25 protein-coding genes are annotated in these 23397 nt (G+C 36.0%); 19 read left to right on the top strand and 6 right to left on the bottom strand.

The window, feature by feature from the left end; genetic code table 11:
* Positions 1-83: 83 nt before the first annotated feature.
* The 4 genes from ACFPYN_RS04355 to ACFPYN_RS04340 all read right to left on the bottom strand — a co-directional run bounded on the left by ACFPYN_RS04355 (position 84) and on the right by ACFPYN_RS04340 (position 3979).
* Positions 84-794, bottom strand: coding sequence for a GNAT family N-acetyltransferase (locus ACFPYN_RS04355; RefSeq protein ID WP_377732741.1), 711 nt, complete (start codon positions 792-794; stop codon positions 84-86).
* Between the two features lie 381 nt (positions 795-1175).
* Positions 1176-2168: a M23 family metallopeptidase gene (locus tag ACFPYN_RS04350; protein ID WP_377732739.1), complete on the bottom strand. Its 993-nt coding sequence runs from the start codon at positions 2166-2168 to the stop codon at positions 1176-1178.
* Positions 2169-2330: 162 nt separating this feature from the next.
* Entirely contained in the window at positions 2331-3032 is a 702-nt protein-coding gene (locus tag ACFPYN_RS04345) for a gamma-glutamyl-gamma-aminobutyrate hydrolase family protein (RefSeq protein ID WP_377732738.1), read from the bottom strand.
* A gap of 44 nt (positions 3033-3076) precedes the next feature.
* Positions 3077-3979: an aldo/keto reductase gene (locus ACFPYN_RS04340; RefSeq protein WP_377732736.1), complete on the bottom strand. Its 903-nt coding sequence runs from the start codon at positions 3977-3979 to the stop codon at positions 3077-3079.
* Between the two features lie 245 nt (positions 3980-4224).
* On the opposite strand from ACFPYN_RS04340, the gene ACFPYN_RS04335 reads away from it, so the two are divergent.
* The 7 genes from ACFPYN_RS04335 to ACFPYN_RS04305 all read left to right on the top strand — a co-directional run bounded on the left by ACFPYN_RS04335 (position 4225) and on the right by ACFPYN_RS04305 (position 10130).
* Positions 4225-4761, top strand: a complete 537-nt coding sequence (locus ACFPYN_RS04335) for a DUF402 domain-containing protein (RefSeq protein ID WP_377732734.1) — start codon at positions 4225-4227, stop codon at positions 4759-4761.
* 40 nt (positions 4762-4801) lie between these two features.
* A complete protein-coding gene (locus ACFPYN_RS04330) occupies positions 4802-6130 on the top strand; it encodes a D-serine ammonia-lyase (RefSeq protein ID WP_377732732.1) in 1329 nt (442 codons plus the stop codon).
* A gap of 136 nt (positions 6131-6266) precedes the next feature.
* Positions 6267-6500 carry a small acid-soluble spore protein Tlp gene (tlp, locus tag ACFPYN_RS04325; RefSeq protein WP_377732730.1) on the top strand — a complete coding sequence of 78 codons (234 nt, stop codon included), beginning with the start codon at positions 6267-6269 and terminating at the stop codon, positions 6498-6500.
* Between the two features lie 303 nt (positions 6501-6803).
* Entirely contained in the window at positions 6804-7025 is a 222-nt protein-coding gene (locus tag ACFPYN_RS04320) for a small, acid-soluble spore protein tlp (protein WP_377732729.1), read from the top strand.
* 141 nt (positions 7026-7166) lie between these two features.
* A complete protein-coding gene (locus tag ACFPYN_RS04315) occupies positions 7167-7976 on the top strand; it encodes a DUF2935 domain-containing protein (RefSeq protein WP_377732727.1) in 810 nt (269 codons plus the stop codon).
* 135 nt (positions 7977-8111) lie between these two features.
* Positions 8112-8807: a LysE family translocator gene (locus ACFPYN_RS04310; RefSeq protein ID WP_377732725.1), complete on the top strand. Its 696-nt coding sequence runs from the start codon at positions 8112-8114 to the stop codon at positions 8805-8807.
* Positions 8808-8903: 96 nt separating this feature from the next.
* Positions 8904-10130, top strand: a complete 1227-nt coding sequence (locus ACFPYN_RS04305; protein ID WP_377732724.1) for an MFS transporter — start codon at positions 8904-8906, stop codon at positions 10128-10130.
* Positions 10131-10207: 77 nt separating this feature from the next.
* Here the strand turns inward: ACFPYN_RS04305 and ACFPYN_RS04300 are convergent, their stop codons facing one another.
* The gene (locus ACFPYN_RS04300) at positions 10208-10720 is read right to left on the bottom strand and encodes a DUF3231 family protein (RefSeq protein WP_377732723.1); all 513 of its coding nucleotides are present in this window, start codon (positions 10718-10720) and stop codon (positions 10208-10210) included.
* A gap of 159 nt (positions 10721-10879) precedes the next feature.
* Here ACFPYN_RS04300 and ACFPYN_RS04295 point away from each other — a divergent pair, with 159 nt between their 5' ends.
* The 11 genes from ACFPYN_RS04295 to ACFPYN_RS04245 all read left to right on the top strand — a co-directional run bounded on the left by ACFPYN_RS04295 (position 10880) and on the right by ACFPYN_RS04245 (position 20924).
* Positions 10880-11113: a WGxxGxxG family protein gene (locus tag ACFPYN_RS04295; protein WP_377732722.1), complete on the top strand. Its 234-nt coding sequence runs from the start codon at positions 10880-10882 to the stop codon at positions 11111-11113.
* A gap of 60 nt (positions 11114-11173) precedes the next feature.
* Positions 11174-12010, top strand: a complete 837-nt coding sequence (locus ACFPYN_RS04290; RefSeq protein ID WP_377732721.1) for an MBL fold metallo-hydrolase — start codon at positions 11174-11176, stop codon at positions 12008-12010.
* A 91-nt stretch (positions 12011-12101) separates the two neighbouring features.
* Positions 12102-12290, top strand: a complete 189-nt coding sequence (locus ACFPYN_RS04285) for a hypothetical protein (protein ID WP_377732720.1) — start codon at positions 12102-12104, stop codon at positions 12288-12290.
* 83 nt (positions 12291-12373) lie between these two features.
* Positions 12374-14326, top strand: coding sequence for a GTP-binding protein (locus ACFPYN_RS04280; RefSeq protein ID WP_377732719.1), 1953 nt, complete (start codon positions 12374-12376; stop codon positions 14324-14326).
* 54 nt (positions 14327-14380) lie between these two features.
* Positions 14381-14995, top strand: coding sequence for an SAM-dependent methyltransferase (locus ACFPYN_RS04275; RefSeq protein ID WP_377732717.1), 615 nt, complete (start codon positions 14381-14383; stop codon positions 14993-14995).
* A 104-nt stretch (positions 14996-15099) separates the two neighbouring features.
* Positions 15100-15384 carry a hypothetical protein gene (locus ACFPYN_RS04270; protein ID WP_377732716.1) on the top strand — a complete coding sequence of 95 codons (285 nt, stop codon included), beginning with the start codon at positions 15100-15102 and terminating at the stop codon, positions 15382-15384.
* A gap of 405 nt (positions 15385-15789) precedes the next feature.
* The gene (locus ACFPYN_RS04265) at positions 15790-17016 is read left to right on the top strand and encodes a dicarboxylate/amino acid:cation symporter (RefSeq protein WP_377732714.1); all 1227 of its coding nucleotides are present in this window, start codon (positions 15790-15792) and stop codon (positions 17014-17016) included.
* A gap of 850 nt (positions 17017-17866) precedes the next feature.
* Positions 17867-18631: a GTP cyclohydrolase II gene (locus ACFPYN_RS04260; RefSeq protein ID WP_377732712.1), complete on the top strand. Its 765-nt coding sequence runs from the start codon at positions 17867-17869 to the stop codon at positions 18629-18631.
* Positions 18624-19718, top strand: a complete 1095-nt coding sequence (gene ribD, locus ACFPYN_RS04255) for a bifunctional diaminohydroxyphosphoribosylaminopyrimidine deaminase/5-amino-6-(5-phosphoribosylamino)uracil reductase RibD (RefSeq protein WP_377732711.1) — start codon at positions 18624-18626, stop codon at positions 19716-19718. The genes ACFPYN_RS04260 and ribD overlap by 8 nt, the downstream gene beginning before the upstream one ends.
* Entirely contained in the window at positions 19718-20305 is a 588-nt protein-coding gene (locus ACFPYN_RS04250) for a 5' nucleotidase, NT5C type (protein ID WP_377732710.1), read from the top strand. The genes ribD and ACFPYN_RS04250 overlap by 1 nt, the downstream gene beginning before the upstream one ends.
* Positions 20306-20483: 178 nt before the next feature.
* On the top strand, positions 20484-20924 hold the full coding sequence (locus tag ACFPYN_RS04245) for a HEAT repeat domain-containing protein (protein WP_377732709.1): 441 nt from the start codon (positions 20484-20486) through the stop codon (positions 20922-20924).
* Positions 20925-20982: 58 nt separating this feature from the next.
* Here the strand turns inward: ACFPYN_RS04245 and ACFPYN_RS04240 are convergent, their stop codons facing one another.
* Complete coding sequence (locus ACFPYN_RS04240; protein WP_377732708.1) at positions 20983-21906, bottom strand: S66 peptidase family protein; 924 nt, start codon at positions 21904-21906, stop codon at positions 20983-20985.
* A gap of 164 nt (positions 21907-22070) precedes the next feature.
* Between ACFPYN_RS04240 and ACFPYN_RS04235 the strand changes: the two genes are divergently transcribed.
* The gene (locus tag ACFPYN_RS04235; protein WP_377732707.1) at positions 22071-23267 is read left to right on the top strand and encodes a class I SAM-dependent rRNA methyltransferase; all 1197 of its coding nucleotides are present in this window, start codon (positions 22071-22073) and stop codon (positions 23265-23267) included.
* Positions 23268-23397 lie beyond the last annotated feature (130 nt).

Here is a 23397-nt window from a genome sequence, read left to right as displayed (position 1 = left end):
TATAACTTAAGACAGAAAAACACCTTCAGGTATTCAACACGTGAAACAATGTGTTGATGTTGAAGGTGTTTTTGTTTTCATATTCATTTTCTATGTCCAAAATTTATCCACTGAACTCCATCACGGTCTTCTATTTGAAATCCACGCCAGCCTTCAGCAAGTTTTTCTTGTTGAGCTTCGATATCATCCATTTGAATGAACGTAACTTGGTTCCAAATTGGAGAATTGACTTCTTGCAAATCTTTCACAAAAATATAACGTAAAAGGCCACCATACTTTTCTTTCAGAGCTAAAATTTCCATCCCTTGTGAAAACTTATCCTTTAAACTTGGAATATTAAAGGTTGCAACAGTACAACACACGTAACGATAGTCATGATGTTGCTGCGATAACTCTTGCATAATAAGAATCGCTAGCGTTTTTTGCAATTGATTCCCACGGTAATCAGGTAACACATTGGATATTTCTTGATAAATCACCTGTTGTAATTCTTCTTCTTTCAAACCAATATCTAGTCCTAAATGTTCCTCATCAATCTGGGGAATGAGCAAAGCTCGAAATCCAATTAGTGTTTCATCGACGAATGCACCGATCATTAAACCGTTGCCATTTAAAATAAATTGGAATTCTTGTTTTGAGAGAGGCTGTAATATCTCTTTATTTTTTAATGAAAGAATAATTTGTTCTTGTACGAATAAAATATCTGACAAATGATCTAGCGTTAATGTCTGGACATTATATGAATGTTCAACTTTATTGTTTTTCTTAATGGTTCCTTCAAATATGTGTTTCACATATTCTCCTCCTCTACCGCACTACATTCTGAATTATGGGTAACTCAGGTAGTTTTACTTCAGTATTTCTAATTCATTTAGTTATTGGGGAATCTTACATCATAAGTCATTTGTCGATAAACATAGAGCTAGATATATGTTCAAACATGATTAGTCGAATGCAAATTGATTATGTATGTTAGCTATATTATATACTGCAAATAGATATCTAGGATATATCTATATAGCTATACTTTTCACTTTATCAAGTAAAGATGCATGTTTTATGCCTCAATTATGGGTAATTATACAAAGAATTCTAAACTTGGAGAAAGAATTGTGAAAGTAAAAAGGTCCAGCAGCTATTATCGCATCTGGACCTTAGTCAATTTCTTTAGGTATTTAATTGGGACCCTTACGTTCTTGTTGTTCCCATCGTTTGAGTGAAGGATAAGGATCATAAGCCCATTCAGTCCGTCCGTTATACTTATACATGCCATAGTGAAGATGGGGAGGAAAACGGCCACTTGTCCATTTCTTACCGTATCCGGTACTACCCACATATCCAATAATGGTTCCTGGCTTAATAATATCGCCTTCTTTAATTTCTTTACTAAAACTAGATAAGTGAGCAAAGTAATGATACGTATTTAGAACATCACGAATCCCTACTCGCCACCCTCCATATTCATTCCAACCCTTAGTTTCGATTAATCCGTATGTGGTTGCTCTTACAGGGACACCATAAGAGGCAAATAAATCAGTACCTTCATGTATTCTGCGACCACCCCATCCTCTTCTGTCGCCCCAAGTACTTCGGTAGCTATAATCTTGAGTAACTGGAAGTGGAAAGGCGTTTTGATCTAGTTTTAATGTCTCAAAATGTTCGTAAATTTTTGCAATGGTCATGATTTGGTTTACAGATTGTTCGTGCTTATAATATGTTTTTAAAGCAAGTTTGAGCTCTTTTTCACTATGTGAGTATTTACTTAAGAAGTGGGCCATTGTAAGCATCACATCATCATCGTTTTTTTGATCAGCGAATCCGTCATTATTTCCATCCATACCGTTTCCATCAAAAAAGGCGATGGATGCAGAGAGAGTATCATTTTTTATCGGATTATGAACACCAACCCAATAATCATCTGTGAACTGAATTGCGACAGTTCCTTCTCTTTTAGGAATATCATTGCGGACTTGTTGGATGTTCCTTTCAAATTGGTCTACTGCTGCTAAGTAATACCAAGGTAATGTTAAGCTGGAATACTTTGTATAGGTTTCCATCCGTTCTTCCAAGATTTGTTCTCTTGTTTGTAGGTCGGCAGCTGAAACAAGGGAGGAACTAAGAAAGAAAAATGAGCTCATCATAAAAGTTAATTGAAAACATCGACTCAAACCAAATACCTCCTTTTTTTCAATACGTTTTATAGTTTTCCCAATCATCATGTATTCATGAGTAGAAAATGATGTAAACATATTCACCAGAAAAATAAGTAACAAAAAAGCGGACATTTAAAAATGACCGCTTTTTAGAATGATTCTATAGGTTATTTATCGTCACTTCTCACAAGATAAAATAAATGCTTTGAAAATGGCTATTGAAGCTTCGTCGTTTTTGGATAACAAATTTTCTGGATGCCACTGCAAGCCGATTACAAATGTGTGGATATTACTTTCAAAAGCTTCTATGATACCATCACTGGCAATTGCAGATGCTTTAAAGTCATTTGGGATTTTTCGAATTGCTTGATGATGAAAACTATTCACCTTAAATTTTTCTACTTGGACAATATCACTTAGCATGGAACCTTTTAAAACCTGCACAAAATGAGATGCATGGTTCCGTGGGGCAAGTTGAGTATGTTGTAACAGTTTATTTTGCGATTGGGAGTAAATATCTTGGTACATATCGCCACCAATAGCAATATTTAAAATTTGCAAACCTCTGCATATACCTAAAATCGGTTTATTCAGCTTCATCATTTTTTGGATGATGGCTATTTCAAAATCATCTCTTTCAGGCGTAATAGTTCCAAGGTTTTGAAGAGGTTCTTCATTAAATAAGGTGGGGTCAATGTCTCCACCTCCAGTTAAAAGCAAGCCATCAAGTAAATGGACAATGGAGTCAATCGCATCCCCTTGTATATTTGGTATGACAATAGGGACACCACCAAATTGGGTAATGGCTTGAATATAGTCTATAGGGACTGAAAGAATATGTTCATTTAAACTTGAAGAAATACCGATAATAGGTTTCAAATGGCTAATTCCTTTCGCTTTAGCTTTTGATATAAAGGATGGAATTACGCTATTTCGCGTTCCATCGCAACTTGCAATATTTCAAACCACTGATCTCTCGATAAAGATAAATCTAGTGCTCTGATTGCGGACTCAATACGATTCATTTTACCCGAACCAACAATTGGCATGATATTTGCAGGATGGCTAAGTAACCATGCATAAAGAACTTCATCTATCGCCGTGGCACCGATTTCACCGGCAATTTTCTCTAGTGTAATCCGCAAATTCTTTGCTCTTTCTTCATTAGAAGAGAAGATACTTCCACCTGCAAGAGGCGACCAAGCCATTGGAGCAATTCTTTCTTCTTGGCAAAGATCAACAGTGCCATCTTCAAAGTTCTCAAGTTGATAAGCAGATAGCTCGATTTGATTTGTAATGAGTGGGAAATCTAAGTAAGATTGAAGCATTTTAAACTGTGAACGTTTAAAATTAGAGACGCCAAAATGACGAACTTTCCCTTCAATTTTCAGCTGAGTGAATGCTTCTGCTACTTTTGCCGGATCCATAAAAGGATCTGGTCGATGGATAAGTAGAACATCTATGTAGTCCGTTTGAAGGTTTTGAAGTGACTGATTGACTGATGCGATAATATGCTCTTTACTCGTATCATATGATTTAATACTGTGTTGGGGACGATTGCTCGATACAAGCTTAATTCCACATTTCGTGACAATTTCCATTTCTTTTCGAAGCTCAGGTTTTAATGCAAGGGCATCTCCAAATTTTTTCTCACATGTATAGTTTCCATAAATGTCTGCATGATCAAATGTGGTAATGCCAGCTTTTAAACAATCTTCAATGAGCGTAAGCACTTCTTCATTGGACATATTCCATTCAGTTAAACGCCATAATCCGTGAATGATTCTTGAAAAGGATAGATCTTCTGTAAGTTCAACACGTTGCATAATTTTTGCCTCCAATAGTAATTAGAATTGATGAGATGTATATACTCGTACATCTATCATAATGTTTATGGTTAACGTAACACATCTTGGTCAATAATGGCAGAAATAACCTTGATTCAAATGAAGGAATATCTATTCATTAACTGATGTTCTTCCTTTATTTGATGCGTGCTTTAAACGCTGTTATAAGTCGAGATGATAATTGGTATAATTAGGATAAGTAGTTTTAGTTGGAGGGTATGTAATTGAAAAGGAAATACGGTGATCGCTCACAATGGAAACGTATTATTGATAGAGATTATACGCAGTCATTTTTTGATACAGAAGAATTTAAAGGCTACGTAACCTTAATAAAAGTGAATAAAGTGGCTGCTCCATTATCTGCTAAATATGGTGAAGAAAAAATTTGTATTGTGGATGACGGATATATTTGGCTTCAACATTTTCCTACAAATAAACATCATTCGCTAACCACCATGTTCAATAATCGAGGTGAAATTGTTCAGTGGTACATTGATATTTGTTATAAGAATGGCATCAAAAATAATGTGCCTTGGCTGGACGATTTATATTTGGATATTATTGTTTTACCATCGGGTAAAATCATTCAAAAGGATATTGATGAACTAGAAGAAGCCCTATCAAAAGGAATTATTGACGAGAGTTTATATAACATGGCTTGGGATGAAACAAATGAAGTAATGGAGTTAATTAAGCATGGGAATTTTAATTTACTTGAATTAGCGAATAGTCATAAAGATCATTTGTTAAAATTTCTATAAGTATTCAATAAGCCTTTGACAGAGAGAAGGGATGAAAAACATGGTATTTGAACAACAGGAATTAGATAAATGGCTACAAACATATCCGCTTTTACAGCCTATTATTAATTTGGAACCAGTTGTGTGGTTGAACCCTCAGCTAAAAAAAATGAATCAACTACCGCCATTAGCAGTTAATAAAGAAGATATGGAAGATGCAGCTCGGTTATGGCAACGGTTTGCGCCATTTTTAGCCAATGAATTTCCAGAAACGAAAAAAACAAAAGGAATCATTGAATCGCCTTTAAGAAAAATAACGAATACAAAAAATGAACTTAATGATAAGTATGATGCCAAGATACAAGGTGAACTATTTTTGAAATGCGACAATGAACTACCGATTGCCGGATCAATTAAAGCGCGTGGTGGTGTGTATGAGGTCCTTCATTATGCAGAACAATTGGCTCTTGAAGCAGGATTGGTTAGCCAAGCTGATGACTATATCGTATTTTCAAGTGATCAATTTAAAGAGTTTTTCAAGCAGTTTACAATTGGTGTTGGCTCAACAGGCAATTTAGGATTAAGCATCGGCATAATTGGTGCAAAACTAGGTTTCCAAGTGTCCGTTTATATGTCAGCTGATGCTAAAAAATGGAAGAAAGACTTATTGAGATCAAAAGGAGCTATAGTGCATGAGTTTAAAGGTGATTTTGGCGAAGCCATTTATACTGGCCGAAAACTTACCATTGATAGTTCAAATGGCTATTTTGTAGATGATGAAAAGTCAAAGCACTTATTTCTAGGATATAGCGTGGCAGCTATTCGACTGCAAAAACAGCTAGAAAATGAAAAAGTTCTTGTTGATGCAGAACATCCTTTATTTGTTTATTTACCTTGTGGCGTCGGGGGTTCACCTGGTGGGATTGCATTCGGATTAAAGCAAGTTTTCGGCGACTATGTACATTGTTTCTTCGTAGAGCCAACTCATTCACCAGCAGTGTTAATTGGGTTGTTAACAGGTGAAAAGGAAAAAGTATGTGTGCAAGATTTTGGCATAGACAATCTAACTGAAGGTGATGGATTGGCAGTCGGAAGACCTTCAAGTTTTGCGTCGTCCATTAGTGACAAATTAGTCAGCGGTATTTATACACTTGAAGATGATGAGCTATTTAAGTATTTAGCCATACTTGCGGATCATGAAGGTATCTTTTTGGAGCCTTCTGCGACATCAGGTTTAGATGGTCCAGCAAGAATTTTAGCGTCTACCTATGCACAACAACATAATTTGGATACAACACACGCAACACATATCGTATGGGCGACAGGTGGAGCCCTTGTACCAAAAGACGATATGGAAGGGTTTTATAATAAAGGGAAAAATCTTATCTAATTCGTTAAGTTCAATATAAGGAAAAGTCCAACAGCTATGTCAGTGTTGGATTTTTTGTTGTCGGTTATTAATAGTTTTGTTGAAATGGGGAAAGCTATTTCTTGTACGATTTTTAAAAAACAAAGGAGGAAATTGAATGACTCGAAATAACCCTAAACCAGATGATCGTTCTGATAACGTTGAAAAGATTCAGGATACAGTGAAAAATACAATAGCAAATATGGAAGCAGCAGAAGAAACAATGGCTTTTACCGATGGAAGAGAACTTGCGGCACTCAAGGAGAAAAACGAACGTCGTAAAGAAAGCGTCGATGGTTTGAGAAAAGAAATAATAGATGAAGCTACAGATCGAAAAAATGGCTACTCATAAAAATTAAATGAATGTAATAAAAGGATTCAGCAGCTTTCTAGTTGCTGGATTCTTTTTTAGATAGACCGGAAAGTAGTGGTTTTTCAAGCTGCACCTTTGAACTTAGAGCAGCTATGTCTAGCTCAAGTGCCAATTCGCGGGCAACTTTATAGGGTCAGAAAGGCGATTAGCTGTCGAGCTAGAAGGAGAATTGCGCTTTTCATATGGTGATTAATGGGTAGAAATTAAATCTTCAAATAGTTTTTAGGGAATTGGGAATGCTATCACTTGAACGTACTTTTTAAAACTGAAGGAGGAATTACAATGTCTAGAATCACACCACAACCAAATGATTCAGCTAATAATGAGGAAAGACTGGAAAATACCATAGATAATATGGAAGCTGCAGAAGAAGCATTCAACTTAGCTGATGGCAAGGAGCGAGAGTTAATCAAAAAGGCAAATGAACGCCGAAAAGAAAGTATTGAAGGCTTGCGAAATGAAATTATCGAAGAAGATAAATCACGAATAAATGGTTACTTATAGCATCAAATCTTAAGGTATCGATATGTAGTAACGAAGAAATCAGCCTTCAAAGTCTGGTTTCTTTGTTATGATTTGTGCCAACTTGAATGCCTAACATCTCCTACGCATAGAGTTATTTATAATGTAAAAGGAGATGTTTTATTGTCGAAAACCTTCCAATCCGAGTCATTAGCTGAGTTATACTTTTGGCTACAAATACTAGGTGATCATAGCAGGTTTATTCATGATTCATTAGCCCCGAGTGAGAAGAAATATATAGAAGTTGCAAATTCGTTTAAGGAGAAGTTTGATCAGTTGCTTGCGACTTCAAAAGCACTAGGAGATGAATCATCACTCTTAGATCTGTTATTGGAAGCGAAAGGTGCAAGTGAAAAGATTCGCTCATTTAAATTGATACTGATAAAAGAACATTTAGTAGGAAAAATAAAAATTACTTTACCTCCAACGTTTATTAACCATATGGTCAATGAAGTAGAAGAAGCTATTCGCAATTTTGATTATTTATCAAAAGGGGAAATACCTCCAGTTGTTCATCCACTTCATCATGATCTTTTATGGTTAATGGATGCGGCTGGACATGCAGGGGCCATCAACAGCAATTTAGACCAAGTTGAAAAACAGTTAAAGTATAAAGGACAAAAGTTTTCTAAAGAGTGGGAAGGATTTTATTTGAAAGCAGTTGAGCTTGCAGGGTATTTACGTACGAATATTTTGGAGTTTCCCGCTCTAACGAAGTTTCATCGAGATGTAGGGTTAGAAATGGCTATATTTAAAAGTTTTTTAAATGAGTTAGAGGAGATGGAATTGAAGAAAGAAATACTAGGAACTCTTTCGCCCTTAATGGCTGATCATATGGCAAGAGAAGAGTGCTACTATTTAAAGAAATTGTCGGAAACAACTATTGTAGATAAACCTCAGTGCAATCCCGCTAAACCGCGTACAGAAGCATAGAATGAGACGAATGATAATTGACCTTCAAAGGGAGGTCTTTTTTTCTGTCTAATTCAGAAATTAATTAAATTCTTGATAAAGGTCAATACATAAGCACGATTCTTAATTGTATTTCTTTTTGCATTATAATTTTTAATGTTTGTTGTAGTACAAGTTGTTAGTAATGAATATGATGAAGAACATCATATTATTGGAGGGCTATTCATCAATTCAATATTTACATATTTCTTTTTAGGTGTATCCCTAGCTGCACCAATTGGCCCGGTTAAAGCAACTCTATTAAATACAGGAATTAAAAATGGTTTTTTTCATGCTTGGATTTTTGGTATTGGTGCTTTAGTTACTGACATCATGTATATGCTCATGGTTTTCTTTGGAATTGGTCAGTTTATTGACTCACCTGTTCTGAAAACTATTCTTTGGTCATTTGGTTGTTTTGTTCTTTTATATACGGGTGTAGAAAATTTACTTACGCTAAAAAAAATAAAAGTAGATACAAAAATAGGTAAAACGATCCGTTTCAGACAATCATTATTATCTGGCTTCGTTATGGCTATGTTAAATCCCCTAACTATCCTTTTTTGGCTTGGTATATACGGCTCAATTCTTGCTGGTACAACTGAAACATTATCATGGCACCAAATCATTGTTTATAGTGTCGCCATTTTATTTGGTATATCTTTAGTTGACCTTATGATGGCCTTTATATCGAGTGTAGCTCGAAAATTATTAAATACTAAGCTATTGAGAAATATCTCCATTGTATCTTCGCTTGCTATGATTGGCTTCGGTATATTCTTTGGCGTCCAAGCATATAAGTCATTGTTATAATAGATACATAGAGTACTGTCACAGGACATAATTGAATGTATAAAAAGAATGCATAAGGAGAATATACATTTAGTTATTGTCACTCGAGGTGAATCTATGGAGAATTATGAACAGGCGAAAGACACTGTTAGTAGATGGTGTATTGTAAGTATGGCCTCAATTCCTCTTGTCATGACACTCGGGAATTCTATGCTTATCCCGGTGTTACCTATATTGGAAAGAAAGGTTGGAATCACTTCATTTCAATCCAGTATGATTATAACGAGTTATTCGGTTGCTGCTGTTTTTCTTATACCGGTAGCAGGTTATTTGTCTGATCGTTTTGGAAGAAAAATGGTGATTTTACCGAGCTTGATTCTCGCCTTAATTGGTGGTTTAATTGCGGGATTTGCTTCATGGAAGTTGAGTGACCCTTATACTTGGATAATTATTGGTAGAATTCTACAAGGAATAGGCGCGGCAGGTGCCATGCCAATCATATTACCATTAGTCGGCGACTTATATAAAGATGATGATGAAAAAACAAGTTCTTGTTTGGGAATTATTGAAACGTCCAATACATTTGGCAAAGTATTAAGTCCCATTTTAGGATCAGTATTTGCAGCTTTTATATGGTTTCTCCCATTCTTCTCGATAGCCATATTTAGTTTAGTGTCAATTGTTCTCATCTTTTTCTTTGTTAAAGTACCGAAAGAAAAAGATGATCCATTAAAAATGAAAGAATTTTTGAGAAATACGAAAAGTACTTTTAAAGAAGAAGGTCCATGGTTATTTACCATATTCCTCAATGGGATTTTTGTCATGTTAGTGCTATTTAGTATATTATTTTTCTTATCAGAAAATCTTGAAAAAGCGCATGATATAAAAGGCATAAAAAAAGGGTTTGTTCTTGCTATTCCACTTTTACTACTTTGTATTGCTTCCTTTATATCCGGTCGCAATATTAAGGGTAATTTAGCAACGATGAAAAAAATAATGATTGTTAGTATAATCATTCTGTCAATCAGTACGGGATTTGTTGGGATTACTAGTGATATGCTTATCCTTTTGTTAGTGGTCACTAGTTTTGTGGGGATATCCATTGGAATATTACTACCGGTGCTTGATGCCATTATTACAGAAAACACTAAGAAAGAAGAAAGAGGTACCATTTCTTCTTTTTACAGCTCAGCAAGATTTATTGGAGTTGCGGCAGGACCTCCAATTATGTCACTCGTGATGAACGATTATTTGAATTTGAGTTTTATTACAGCAAGTGGAATTGGATTAATCTTATTGTTGATTGTAATTAAACATATTAAAGTTGAAAATATTGAAAACTAAAAAACATAAAAGTAAATGGAAAACCCTTGGCTAGATACTAAAGTAGCCAAGGGTTTTCCATTTTGTCAGAGAATAAATTATTTTTTAATTGGAGGAGATACATGTAATGGAGGTGGAATTAACCAACCCTTTTCTTTGTTGAGTTTAAGTAATCTTGCTCCAAACTGAGCTTTACTCGCGTGGAATTGACCGAACATCATGCCAATATCTTCTCGAATGGATTGACCAATAATTTGACTACAACCTACTAATGCTGAAGCTCCATTGACAGCTAAAATGGCACTTATTTCAGGATCCATAAATCTTGCACCTACAGGAATATCCTCAGCAGAAGCCACAGGACGATCAGGTAGAGCTGGTGGAAGGGCAACACCATTTGCCTTTAGTAATTCTGAAGCTTGTTTATTTTCATCTTTCATCATTCTTACGGCGTCTTCAAGCATCTCTCTCAAGTCTTTGTCTCCCGCATGATTGATAAAAGCTTGATAAACACTTAATAGTCCATTATTGGCAGTAATGAACGACCAAACTCCAAATACTTCACCGTCATGTAAAGGCTCGTCTTTCGGATTTCCACTTAAAATACCCAAATTATCTCTCCTCCACAAGGTTTTTTAGAATTTCGCCTAAATGACGAAACACAATTTATATTATGTGTGAATATCACTGCACTATGTATTCGACATACAACGTATGATATTGATTTTACTGAACATAATAAGGCAGACTAAATGAGGAGGAATAAAAACATGTTAAAAAAAGTATTTGCCCTAATTTTTGCTTTGGCTTTCACGTTTACAGTTATCGGAAATGCAAATGCTGCCTATGCTGCAGACACCACTGGTGATAATAATAACAACAACGAGAATGCAACTGCCGATGTTGCGGATGATGAAGATGATGATATGGAATGGGGCTGGATTGGGTTATTAGGCCTTGCTGGTCTTATGGGATTAAAGAGAAGAGACGACCGAAAAGATTAATAAAAAATGCCTCTTCTCATTTGAGTTGAGGCAATTTTTAATGAAAAGGGACGTGTGCAAATGGATAGAAGTTCTTCAACTGAAATGTATATTCCCATGCCGACTGTATCAAGTGGTCATGGGCTTGAAATTGGTTCTGACATTTATTGTTTTACCATTCAATTTGTTAATATTTGTTTTGTTGGTTCTTCTAAAAATGGATGGGTATTAATTGATGCAGGTACTCCTAAATCAGCACAAAAGATCATAAATGAGGCGAAAAATCGATTTGGTGAAGACGCAAAGCCTAAGGCAATAATATTAACGCATGCACATTTTGACCATATAGGTTCGATCTTCGAACTTCTCGAAGAGTGGGATGTTCCGGTTTATGCACATATATTGGAACTGCCATATTTGACTGGTAAAAAAAACTATCCAATACCGGATACAACAGTAGATGCGGGCCTAATCGCCAAATTGTCTCCGATGTTTCCAACTGAAGCAATTGATTTAGGAAACAAGGTAAAGGCACTCCCAAGTAGTGGGACTGTTCCTAATATGGAAGGTTGGAAATGGATCCATACACCTGGTCATACGGAAGGTCATATTTCGTTATTCAGAAAAAATGATCGTGCTTTAATTGCGGGAGATGCATTTGTCACAGTGAAACAGGAATCATTATATAGCGTGTTAACCCAAGAACTAGAAATTCATGGACCTCCTAAATACTTAACTCCAGACTGGGATTCATCATGGGAATCAGTTAAGTTATTAGAAAAGCTCAATCCTACATTAGCTGTTACAGGTCATGGACATCCTGTTTCGGGCGAATGGTTATCTGGGAATTTATCCATGCTTTCTAGAGACTTTGACAAAATAGCTATACCGAAACAAGGGAAGTATGTTCAGAAATAATCATTTTAAGTTAATTTCAGGATATAAGAACTGATGAGTAAAATCTCCTTTTTAAGAGAAGATAATGAAAAATAAAGTAGAGGCAACCTAAATGGAAAATAATCAAAACACCCAAGAATTTACTGAGTCCGGAACAAATATTGCAGACGTTAAAAGAAATAATGAAAACTCAGGTCTAACTTATAATGAAGTGAAAAAAGTTCTTGCACAAAAAACAGGCAACCCGGATGCTGGTAGTTATAGTCAAACGGATATAAAGAATGTGCAAAAAAATAATTAACCAGGAGCGGATACCATATTTACGGTATCCGCTTTTATATTTGATTAAAACTAAGATAGTATTGAGGTAAGTGGGGTGACTGTATGAATAAAACAATTGGTGTATTTGCGCATGTAGACGCGGGGAAAACAACTTTTGCAGAACAAATTCTTTTCCATACGAAGAGTATCAAGAATAGAGGAAGAGTGGATCACAAAGATGCGTTCCTCGACAGTCATGAAATTGAGAGGCAAAGAGGCATAACTGTATTCGCTGACCAAGCAACTTTTTCATATAAGGGTTCAACATATTATTTAATTGATAATCCAGGTCATGTGGATTTCTCTCCAGAAATGGAACGCTCCGTACAAGTAATGGACTATGCTATTGTCATTCTGAGTGCCGTCGAAGGTGTTGAGGGACATACGACAACGATATGGCAGTTGCTTAGAAAACATAATATCCCTACGTTTTTCTTTATTAACAAGACAGATCGTGTAGGTGCCAGTGTAGAAAACGTCATCCAAGAAATTCGTCAAGACTTTTCAATGGACGTTTTTGATATGACTGAAGCTTTTCATCAAGGAGAGATGACAGAAGACCTTATTGAATTTATAGCAGAACGTAATGAAAATCTCCTAGAGCACTATATGGATACTGGCTATGATAAAGAATTATGGCTAAACACTATGAAAGAATTGATTAAGGAAGGAAAGATTTTCACCTGTTCGAATGGATCGGCATTACAAGATATCGGTGTCATCGATTTCTTGGATAAATTTCATCTATTAACCACGACACATTATTCTGATGAAGAAGAGTTTTCTGGACGTGTTTATAAAATCCGTCATGATGAAAAAGGAACGAGAATTACGTATATAAAATTATTAAGCGGCACATTGAGCGTTCGAGATGAAGTGTCATACGGTAATGATGAACATAGAAATTCGGATAAAGTCACGCAAATCCGAGTGTACAACGGAAATAAATTCAAAACGGTGGAGCATGTTAATGCAGGAGAGTTATTCGCAGTCGTTGGCCTATCAAATGCTTCTACGGGTGATGGAGTAGGAACTTTAAATGAACAAGCAGTTTATGAAATGGTGCCAACATTAAAGTCTAAGGTAGTCTTTGACTCAGCCGTTCATATAAAAGAGGCTTTACGATTTTTTCAGCTGTTGGATATAGAGGATCCTTCTTTAAATATCACATGGGAAGAACGTTTGCAGGAAATTCATATTCATGTGATGGGAACGATTCAATTAGAAATTTTGCAACAGATTGTAAAAGAGAGGTTTCATTTAGAGGTTAGTTTTGAAGAACCGAGAATTCTATATAAAGAAACAATAACAACAACTATAATTGGTTATGGACATTTTGAACCGTTAAAACATTATGCTGAAGTGCACTTGAAAATAGAACCCGCAGCAAGAAATAGTGGAATATCTTTTGACAATGCGTGTCATGCGAATGATTTGTCTATTGGCAATCAAAACTTAGTGCGACATCATCTCCTTGAAAAAGCACATAATGGCTTGTTGACGGGGTCACCCTTAACAGATGTGAAAATCACATTACTGACAGGACGAGCAGATAACAAGCATACATCGGGTGGAGACTTTCGAGAGGCAACACATCGTGCGCTGAGGCAAGGATTAGAAAAAGCCCAAAATCATGTGTTGGAACCATTTTACCATTTCAAAATAAAAATAGATTTGGATCAAATGGGAAAAGTGCTATCAGATATACAAAGCGCATATGGCAGCTTTGATTCACCGAAAACAGAAGGAAATAAAGCGATTCTAACAGGTAAAGTACCAGTTTCAACTTTCATGAATTATGCTTCGGAGCTTGCATCCTTTACACAAGGAAAAGGTGTGATAAATCTAGTGTTTGGTGGCTACGAAAGATGTCATAACGAAGCTGAAGTGATAGACAGAATCTCTTACAATAAAAATGCAGATCCAGACTATAGCTCATCATCTATTTTTTGTGCAAAAGGAAAGGGTTATGCTGTTTCTTGGGATGTAGCAGAAGCAGAAATGCATTGTTTATAACCTCGAAGAATGGGGGAAATGAGGGCATGAAATTTACAACAAAGAGGTATTTCTATGAATGAAACAGATATTGATCGATTACTGCATATAAAAACCGTCGGTACGCTAGAAGTTCTTAATCAGTCGGTTCATTATAATCGGTATGAAGCAACACCTTACCAGGCATTAGATGAATTTTTTCTCGATTATGAACTAAAAAATACGGATCGTGTAGTAGACTTTGGAAGCGGTAAAGGTCGCTTGCCTTTTTACATCAATTATCACTGTCACACACCAGTTATTGGAATTGAAATGAGTAATAAGCTTCATCGAGAAGCACTCGAAAACTTGGATGATTACATGCGAAAAGCGAAGTACAAGATTCATTCAATTACCTTTGAAAAGTGCCTGGCACAAGAATATGAAATCAAAGCGAGAGATAATGTATTTTATTTCTTTAACCCATTCTCTGTTCAAATTTTCATGAAGGTTGTTGAAAATATACTACAATCGGCTGATCAGCATCCGCGCACAATCGATTTGATTCTATACTATCCGACTACAGCATATATCCAATTTCTTGAAACAAGAACTACCTTTGAATTCGTCAAAGAAGTGAAAGTTTCAGGCTTATATGAACGTAATGAGAATGAGCGATTTTTAATCTTTAGATTCCGTGTGAATGAGTAAAAAATGTATAACACAACAAATATATTCTCAAATAATGATGTCAACAAGATGAAAATGTTAAGATAAATGAAAGGCCACTTTAAAATGAAAAGAGGAAATGAATCATGACCCAAGTAAATGAACTTGATGGTGCCAAGATAATCAAACAAACGAAAAATGATGCTAACCAAAAATTAAGTATTATGTTCTTTGAAGAAAAAAAAGGCGTAACAATTGAAGTCCCAATAACGGCTTTAGCTATAGCGCAGTATGAAGAAGAGAATGAGTACTATGTATTTATGTGTGATCAAGAATGGAACGTTCATGACGACCATAAGCTAGAATCTATCGAAGAAGCATTAGCATGGGCTGAAAAGAATTTCGATATAACAGAAGAAGATTGGCTTTAGATAAAGCCCTAGTTTGCTTCACCTAATCTGACTATGAATGCAATGAAAGAAAAGGTGAAAGGCAAATTGCATGAATTCGGAATACCGAAAATTCCCACTGGTCTTTTACACTTACTATTAATGAATTTGAACGGTGGAAATCACCTCGATAATAAAAGAAAATGCCTAATCGGAAAGGGTCGGTTCCCACAGTGAACTGACTCTTTTTTGTGGATAATATTAGGATTTTGACATAGGGACTAGTTAAATGTGCTCTCTTTACAGGTTTATAATTATCGAATAGAGTGAATACATTCTTATAAATCTATTTTATAAAGACGAACTTCAATGAGATTAACAGCAACTTATGAATCCTAGATAGTGAGTTTCCGTTTTTTGTTTGTCGCAAGAAAGAGGGATATGTCCATGAACTTATCAGTGAAAATTATTATTGCACTTGTTTTAGGTGCAGTAACGGGAATAATGTTAAATATATTTGCACCAGATTTATTTCCACCTTTAGATACCTACGTTTTTACTCCTATTGGTAAAATATTCATTAATTTAATTACCATGCTCGTTGTGCCGATTGTTTTCATCTCGATCGCTTTAGGTACTGCTGGACTGGGTGACCCTAAAAAATTAGGTCGCATCGGATTAAAAACAATATCGTTCTTTTTAGCTACGACTTCAGTTGCTATTGTAATTGGATTAGGATTAGCCTACTTATTTGAACCAGGTAATGCAGGTACATTCAATACTGAAGGCTTAGAATACAGTAGTGAGAAAGCGCCTCCAATTTCAGAAACATTGCTAAACATTATACCAACTAATCCAATTCAATCGTTTGCTGATGGTAATATGTTGCAAATAATTGTCTTTGCCATTTTTATTGGATTTGCTTTAACTATGCTTGGCTCAAAAGTAGACAAAGTGAAAGATTTACTTGAACAAGGTAATGAAATCATGATGTATCTAGTTAATCTTGTTATGAAATTTGCACCATACGGTACATTCGCTCTACTTGCTTCAGCAATTGGTCAGCAAGGGTTAGATGCCATTAAAGCTATGAGTTTGTATATGATTGTTGTGCTACTAGCACTGGTAGTTCATGCTATCGTGACGTACGGTTCCACAATCCTACTTATAGCTAAACGAAATCCAATTGATTTCTTTAAAGGTTTTGCACCTGCAATGGGTGTTGCTTTTAGTACATCTAGTAGTAATGCGACGTTACCAGTTTCGATGAGTGTTGCTCAAAAAAACCTGGGTGTTCCGAAGTCGATTTCTGGCTTTGTACAACCCTTAGGAGCAACCATTAATATGGACGGTACAGCCATTATGCAAGGTGTGGCAACGGTATTCATCGCTCAAGTATATGACGTTGATTTGTCATTAACAGCTCTATTAATCGTCGTCCTAACTGCAGTGCTTGCTAGTATAGGTACAGCAGGAGTACCAGGTGTTGGCTTGATCATGTTAGCTATGGTATTAAGCTCTGTTAACTTACCGGTTGAAGGTATCGCTTTAATTATCGGTATTGACCGTTTACTTGATATGGCTAGAACAGCAGTTAATATTACAGGGGATGCAGCTTGTGCAGTTATGGTTGCAGAAACTGAAGAACGCGCTGCTAATAAATTAAAAGCTTAAACTTCATATGTTCGTAAAAAGGAGTTGTTCCAGAAATGGATCAACTCCTTTTTACATGAAGCTTTTTGGGTAGTGATAGCTAGTTAATGTGCGCAATAAAAACATAAATTAGAATATAACAGAGCTTCTGAAATAAGACGGAGGCAATTAATCACTCAGGTTTCCTGTAAGGTTTTAAAAGTATCAAGCTGTGCCTTTACCAACGAGGGGATGTGACATCGTCACATCCCCTATTACTATTTCAGGCAATCACATCTGTGATCTAAACGAAGAGGATGGTTTGAAGTGACACAGTCACCAGCACATCGTCTTTGTACTCTAGACCATTTTGAAATATGGCAAAGCGACCTGTAAACCTAGATGAATCTGTGTTTTTGTGCTATTAGTGTTTTTCAGACGTCAACGACTATTTTTCAGACGTGGAGGCAGTTTTTTCAGACGTCAACGCCAATTTTTCAGACGTCAACCTCGAAAAGTCAGACTAAGATTTTCCGGAGGTATGAAAAACCGTATGTTCTAAATCTGACGTCGTTTATTTTGCCACATCATCCTCTTTATTCCCTAAAACATAGCGCTAGGCAAAGAATCCGCAGCAGACTGAAAATAATTTTCAGCGAAATCGTGTGAATGTGTTGCAAAACCCATTCGATTAATAAGAAATTTCATAAGTTTGATAAACTGAACGTAAGTAAAAACTGGATTTTAAGCAGAGTATTCTGCCATCTAGACAGTTTGCTTACTTGACAATTTCAAGTTACAAAAATATAATTACTTACATAAAGTAACCTTAAGAAAAAGAAACTTTGTAAATTTTAGTTTTTTATTGGGATTCCAAAAAGGGGATATTAAAATGAGTGAAGTACAAACGGTATCTAAACAAGCTCTTGCAGTATTAGAGGATAAAATTCAATTAATTCATTCAAGTCAAGGCTCTATATATTTAGTTGGTCCAATAAATTTACCCATTAATTTGTACGGGGAAACTGTTGTATTTCAATGGTATTGTTGGTTGCAAACGAAAGAAGAAAAAGAAGATATCCAACAAATCATCGAAAAGCTTTCTTCTTCAAACTTAGCTGAATTTCAACAATCAAGTGTCCTTGTTTATGGTGATTTCAAACATGAAGAAGACGCTCTAATAAGAATGCATTCAATCTGTCACACCGGAGATATTTTCGGGAGTAAAAGATGTGATTGTGGCTATCAACTTAAAGAATCCATGCAAATGATTGTAGATCATGGAGCAGGAGCATTATTTTACTTAGCGAACCATGAAGGAAGAGGCATCGGTTTATTTAGTAAAGCTATGGCTTATATTCTTCAAGAGAATGGCTACGACACAGTTGAAGCAAATGAAAGTCTAGGATTTGTTGATGATTCTCGTAACTATGACGATGCTATTCAAGTTTTAAAAGCATTACGTTCGAAGCCGGTAACATTGTTGACGAACAATCCTAAAAAACTAGCTGCACTTATTGACGCTGGGCTTCCAGTTTCAGGACGCACACCCTTGTGGGGAGATGTTTCGGAATTTAACGAGGCATATTTGCAAACGAAAATTAAGCGCTCGGGGCATCTAGAGGTAGAGGCTGAGGGGACTTGTCCAAATGACTAACCACGAATTTTATATGGAATTGGCTTTAAAAAATGCCCAAGCGATGAAAGGGCAAACAGATCCTAACCCTTTAGTTGGATCTGTAATTGTCAACGACAACCGAATTGTGGGAGTTGGCGCTCATTTAAAAGCTGGAGAACCGCATGCAGAAATTCATGCGATTCGCATGGCTGGTGATAAAGCACAAGGTGGCACGATTTATGTAACACTTGAACCTTGCTCTCATCACGGAAGAACGGGTCCCTGTGCACTTGCTATTGTGGAAGCTGGGATAAAAAAAGTGATCATTGCCACGCTTGATCCCAACCCAATTGTTTCAGGTAGAGGGGTTAAAATTCTTGAAGAAGCAGGAATCGAAGTTGTTGTAGGCATCTGTGAAGAAGCTTCTCGAAAAATGAATGAAGTTTTCAACAAGTATATTGTAAAAAATACTCCTTTCGTTACATTAAAAGCAGGAATTACTTTAGACGGTAAAATTGCCACGCATTCTTCTGATAGTAAGTGGATTACATCTGAAGAAGCTAGACATGATGTTCATCAGCTAAGAAATGAGCATATGGCAATTTTGGCTGGTGTAAACACTGTGATAGCTGACAATCCAGAGTTAACAACAAGAATTCCAAACGGGCGTAACCCAATTCGTATTATTTTGGATTCTACACTAAAAATACCACTAGATCGTAAGGTCATTACTGATAAATCGGCTGATACATGGATTTTCACAAGCGAGAATTTTGACACAGAAAAGAAATCGCTAGTAGAAAGTATGGGGATCTCGGTATTTCCTACTAGTGGTCAAAAGCATGTTAATCCAATAGAAGTCCTAAAAACTCTAGGTGAAAAAGGCATTTCTTCGTTGTTGATTGAAGGTGGAGGCACAATTAATGCCGCTTTTTTAGAAAATAAACTAATCGATAAAGCGATTATTTATATTGCACCAAAGTTAATCGGTGGACAATACGCACCAACATTCCTAGAAGGCTCAGGAATCGATAAAATGGCTGACGCTGTTGAATTAGAAGACACGGATATCATCAAGATTGGCAAGGATTTTAAGTTTGTTGGCTATCCACGTTACAAAAATTAATGAAGCAATTGAGGGATACTACTATGAAATTCGGTTTTGATATTGACGATACACTGATCAGTTTAAGAGAACATGCCTTTCACATTTACAATAAAAACTTGAATCAATCCGTCTCTATTGATGTTTTTCATGAAATAGAGAAAGTTGAAATTCATGAAGCATTTGGTCTGACAGCAGAGCAAGGCTCTAACATGTGGAAAAGCACTCTCGAAGAGATTTATTATACATCGTGTCCTACTTATCCAAATGCAGTTGAAACATTGGTCGAACTGAATAAGCAAGGTCATGAGATTTACTATATAACTGCTAGACCTAGTGAGCATGGAGAACGTACTAAACAGTGGATGATCGAACAAGGTTTCCCTATTCAAGATGACAGGTTTTTCTGTGGCATGAAAGATCAGGACAAAGTACAAATCATTCAAGAGTTAAAGTTGGATTATTATTTTGATGACAAGCCGGATGTTTTAAACACACTTTCGGATGATTCGTTGAAAGTCTATGTTATGAATCAGTCGTATAATCAACATTTGACGATCCCAAGAATTACTAATTGGTCAGAGCTGAAAGAAATCATTAACAATTAAAATCTGCTTGAATCCCGCATTAGTAGCTCATCAATTGGTTTGAATAATCTCATTTTATGAAACAGGGTATGTGAATGGTCAGAAAATGGTACAATACTTGTTAAAGGATTATTCTGTTCCATGCATGAATGTTTTCTTGTCCACAAATGGATTTTTATATAAAAGGAGATTGAATCAATTGACTAACAATGTACAAAATGAGTTACCAGAAAATTACGAAGAACTAAAAAAGGCTGCAAATCGTACGTCAAGTTGGAGAGTACGTTTTGATGCAGTTGAAGAATTGGGTCAGCACAAGCATAGTAAAGTAATTGATGTTCTTACGACAAGAATGACAAAAGACCCTGTGTTTAAAATCCAAGAAGCAGCATACAGACAGCTAAAAGCTTTTGGTGAAGATGTAACGGCACCTAAGCAAACGAAATTCGATATTATAAAAGGGACTTCTAAGATCTTGTTGCGCATTAAAAAAAGTTTGCCTGCAGATCATACCTTTGAAGAGTTTAAAGAGAAGTTCAAGAAAATGAGACTTGATGTTTATGATGCGTATGAAGGCGAAAAAGGCGCAGATTTTGAAAAGTGGCTTGAAACTGAATGGGCTTCTTTATTGAAAAAATAAGCACGTAAATCCAAAAAACCGATTGCGGCAGTATGCAATCGGTTTTTTAATGTTTAACTTAGGGACTTACCAATGATTCTGTAACTGTTAACTTACGTTCAGTTACATTCATCCTCACGCTTGCTCCAATGGGTATGGCAGCTTTAAAGCGGCCATGCGCTGTGGCTAAATTACTCATTAACGGTTTTCCTAAAGGAACTAGAAATTCATCTATCAGTTCATTATAAGTGACTCCATAGGCAGGCTCGCAATTGGTGCATTCGCCCATCAATATTCCGATGCAATCGTCAAATTTCCCAGCTATTTTCAAATGATTTAAATAGCGATACACGGTGTTTATTGGCTCATGTGTTTCTTCAAGACATAAGATTTTGCCATCTGTATTAATTTCAAATGGCGTTCCTAGCGACCCTACAAAAGAAGTTAGATTGCCGCCGACAACTGGACCTGTTACATCTCCAGCTACTTTGTTCACAAGTGGTATTTCAGGAGGATTATAAATTTCTAAAGGTGCGGTTAATGCAGAAGTAGCAGCGAAAAATTGATTGAAATTGTAAGCGGGTGTTTGAGGGTTGAAATCTAGTAATAAAAGGCTTTGGAAAGTAATTAAATTTGAATACTCATATAGCGCATTCAGTAAGACGGTAATGTCACTGTAGCCAGAAACAATTTTGGGGTTTTGAGTGATCACTGAGAAATCAAGGAATGGGAGAATCCCTGCCACTCCAACTCCGCCTCTAGTTGGTAAAATGCAAGACACTGCTTTATTTTCAAACATTTTCATCAAATCGGCTGCGCGTTGCTGAGGGGTACCCGCAAGAAATCCTACAGAATCATATACATGATCTCCAACGACCACACTGAATCCCATGTTTTCTAAAGTAGTAATACTTTGATTAATTACGGTAGTACTTAACGGGCTACCTAGCGCAACAATTCCTATAGTGTCGCCAGCTTTCAGTTGTGGAGGCTTTATAGCCATGGCAATAAACTCCTTTCATAAAAAACAGACATTCTTACATTGTATGGCTTTAACAGTGGAGAAAGTACGGAGCACTAAATGAAATATGCATGAAAATTGGCATCCATATGATTTTCAGTCAAAACAGAGGTAGAATAGAGAAAAACAAATGAATGGGTGATTTTATGAAAAAAAGTATACAACTTAAAGTGAAGTCTAATTATGCGAAAAATATCAAAGCCGGCTATCCACTAATTATGGAAGAAGCGGTGATCAATTTAAAGGATGTAAACATTGAGGGCACAATTATTGAGTTATTCGATGACAACCATCACTTTCTTGGCAAAGGGTACTACGGCAAGCAAAACAAAGGGCGTGGATGGGTACTAAGTCAAAACCAACAGGAAACATTCGATATACACTTTTTTGAGAAGAAGTTGAAGCTTGCTATTGAACATCGTTCTTCATTGTATCAAGATTCAAAAACAACAGCTTTCCGTGTGTTTAATGGAGAAGGGGATGGCGTTGGAGGATTAACGCTTGATTATTATGAGGGCTATTATGTGATTAGTTGGTATAGTGAAGGGATTTATCAGTTTAAGAATGAGGTAATTTCAGCACTAACAAACATAGTCAATGTAAAAGGTCTATATGAAAAGAAACGATTTGCATCTCAAGGAACTTACATGGAAGATGATGATTTTATTTTAGGAGAGAAGGCACCTGAGCCTTTACTCGTAAAAGAAAACGACATGAATTTTGCCGTGTATTTAAATGATGGTGCTATGGTAGGTATTTTCTTAGATCAACGAGATGTACGTAAGAAGATCCGTGACTCGTATTCAAATGGGAAAAATGTTTTAAATACGTTTTCTTATACGGGTGCTTTTTCAGTAGCAGCTGCACTGGGTGGTGCTGTCAAAACGACGAGTGTGGATTTAGCCAATCGTAGTAAAAGTAAAACAATTGAGCAATTTAGTGTAAATGCTATTGATTTTGAAGCACAAGATATTATTGTGGAAGACGTTTTTCACTACTTTAAATACGCTGTTCGTAAAAATTTAACATTTGATTTGGTCATTTTAGATCCACCAAGTTTTGCACGTTCAAAAAAACATACATTTAGCGCAGGAAAAGACTATCCTGACTTGTTAGTGCAAGCTATTTCAATTACTGAGAAAAACGGTGTCATCGTCGCTTCATCAAACTGCAGTACGTTTGGGATGACGAAATTTAAAGGGTTTATTGAGAAGGCATTTAAACAAACAGGTGGAAGTTATGCAATTCTTGAAGAGTTTAATTTACCAAACGACTTTAAAACAATTGATGAATATAAAGAAGGAGATTATTTGAAAGTAGTATTTATTGAGAAAAAATCTTGACCATGTACAAAAAAATATATATAAGTTCGTGTTGCTATGTATTTGATCGGGTATAGGAGTATTGGCTAGAATTAATTTACTTATTATTTGTTTACAAGATTTTATTTTATGATAAATTAGTCTTATTAAA

Source organism: Paenisporosarcina macmurdoensis (assembly GCF_042658845.1).
GTDB lineage: Bacteria > Bacillota > Bacilli > Bacillales_A > Planococcaceae > Paenisporosarcina > Paenisporosarcina macmurdoensis.
The sequence above is the reverse complement of the archived record's forward strand: the minus strand, read 5'-3'. Positions and strand labels throughout refer to the sequence as shown.

Coding starts and splice junctions, on each gene's coding strand:
- ACFPYN_RS04340 (WP_377732736.1), bottom strand. CDS start 3,979: ATGCAACGTGTTGAACTTACAGAAGATCTATCCTTTTCAAGAATCATT.
- ACFPYN_RS04330 (WP_377732732.1), top strand. CDS start 4,802: ATGGTATTTGAACAACAGGAATTAGATAAATGGCTACAAACATATCCG.
- tlp (WP_377732730.1), top strand. CDS start 6,267: ATGACTCGAAATAACCCTAAACCAGATGATCGTTCTGATAACGTTGAA.
- ACFPYN_RS04320 (WP_377732729.1), top strand. CDS start 6,804: ATGTCTAGAATCACACCACAACCAAATGATTCAGCTAATAATGAGGAA.
- ACFPYN_RS04310 (WP_377732725.1), top strand. CDS start 8,112: ATGTTTGTTGTAGTACAAGTTGTTAGTAATGAATATGATGAAGAACAT.
- ACFPYN_RS04305 (WP_377732724.1), top strand. CDS start 8,904: ATGGAGAATTATGAACAGGCGAAAGACACTGTTAGTAGATGGTGTATT.
- ACFPYN_RS04295 (WP_377732722.1), top strand. CDS start 10,880: ATGTTAAAAAAAGTATTTGCCCTAATTTTTGCTTTGGCTTTCACGTTT.
- ACFPYN_RS04290 (WP_377732721.1), top strand. CDS start 11,174: ATGGATAGAAGTTCTTCAACTGAAATGTATATTCCCATGCCGACTGTA.
- ACFPYN_RS04285 (WP_377732720.1), top strand. CDS start 12,102: ATGGAAAATAATCAAAACACCCAAGAATTTACTGAGTCCGGAACAAAT.
- ACFPYN_RS04280 (WP_377732719.1), top strand. CDS start 12,374: ATGAATAAAACAATTGGTGTATTTGCGCATGTAGACGCGGGGAAAACA.
- ACFPYN_RS04275 (WP_377732717.1), top strand. CDS start 14,381: ATGAATGAAACAGATATTGATCGATTACTGCATATAAAAACCGTCGGT.
- ACFPYN_RS04270 (WP_377732716.1), top strand. CDS start 15,100: ATGACCCAAGTAAATGAACTTGATGGTGCCAAGATAATCAAACAAACG.
- ACFPYN_RS04265 (WP_377732714.1), top strand. CDS start 15,790: ATGAACTTATCAGTGAAAATTATTATTGCACTTGTTTTAGGTGCAGTA.
- ACFPYN_RS04260 (WP_377732712.1), top strand. CDS start 17,867: ATGAGTGAAGTACAAACGGTATCTAAACAAGCTCTTGCAGTATTAGAG.
- ribD (WP_377732711.1), top strand. CDS start 18,624: ATGACTAACCACGAATTTTATATGGAATTGGCTTTAAAAAATGCCCAA.
- ACFPYN_RS04250 (WP_377732710.1), top strand. CDS start 19,718: ATGAAGCAATTGAGGGATACTACTATGAAATTCGGTTTTGATATTGAC.
- ACFPYN_RS04240 (WP_377732708.1), bottom strand. CDS start 21,906: ATGGCTATAAAGCCTCCACAACTGAAAGCTGGCGACACTATAGGAATT.
- ACFPYN_RS04235 (WP_377732707.1), top strand. CDS start 22,071: ATGAAAAAAAGTATACAACTTAAAGTGAAGTCTAATTATGCGAAAAAT.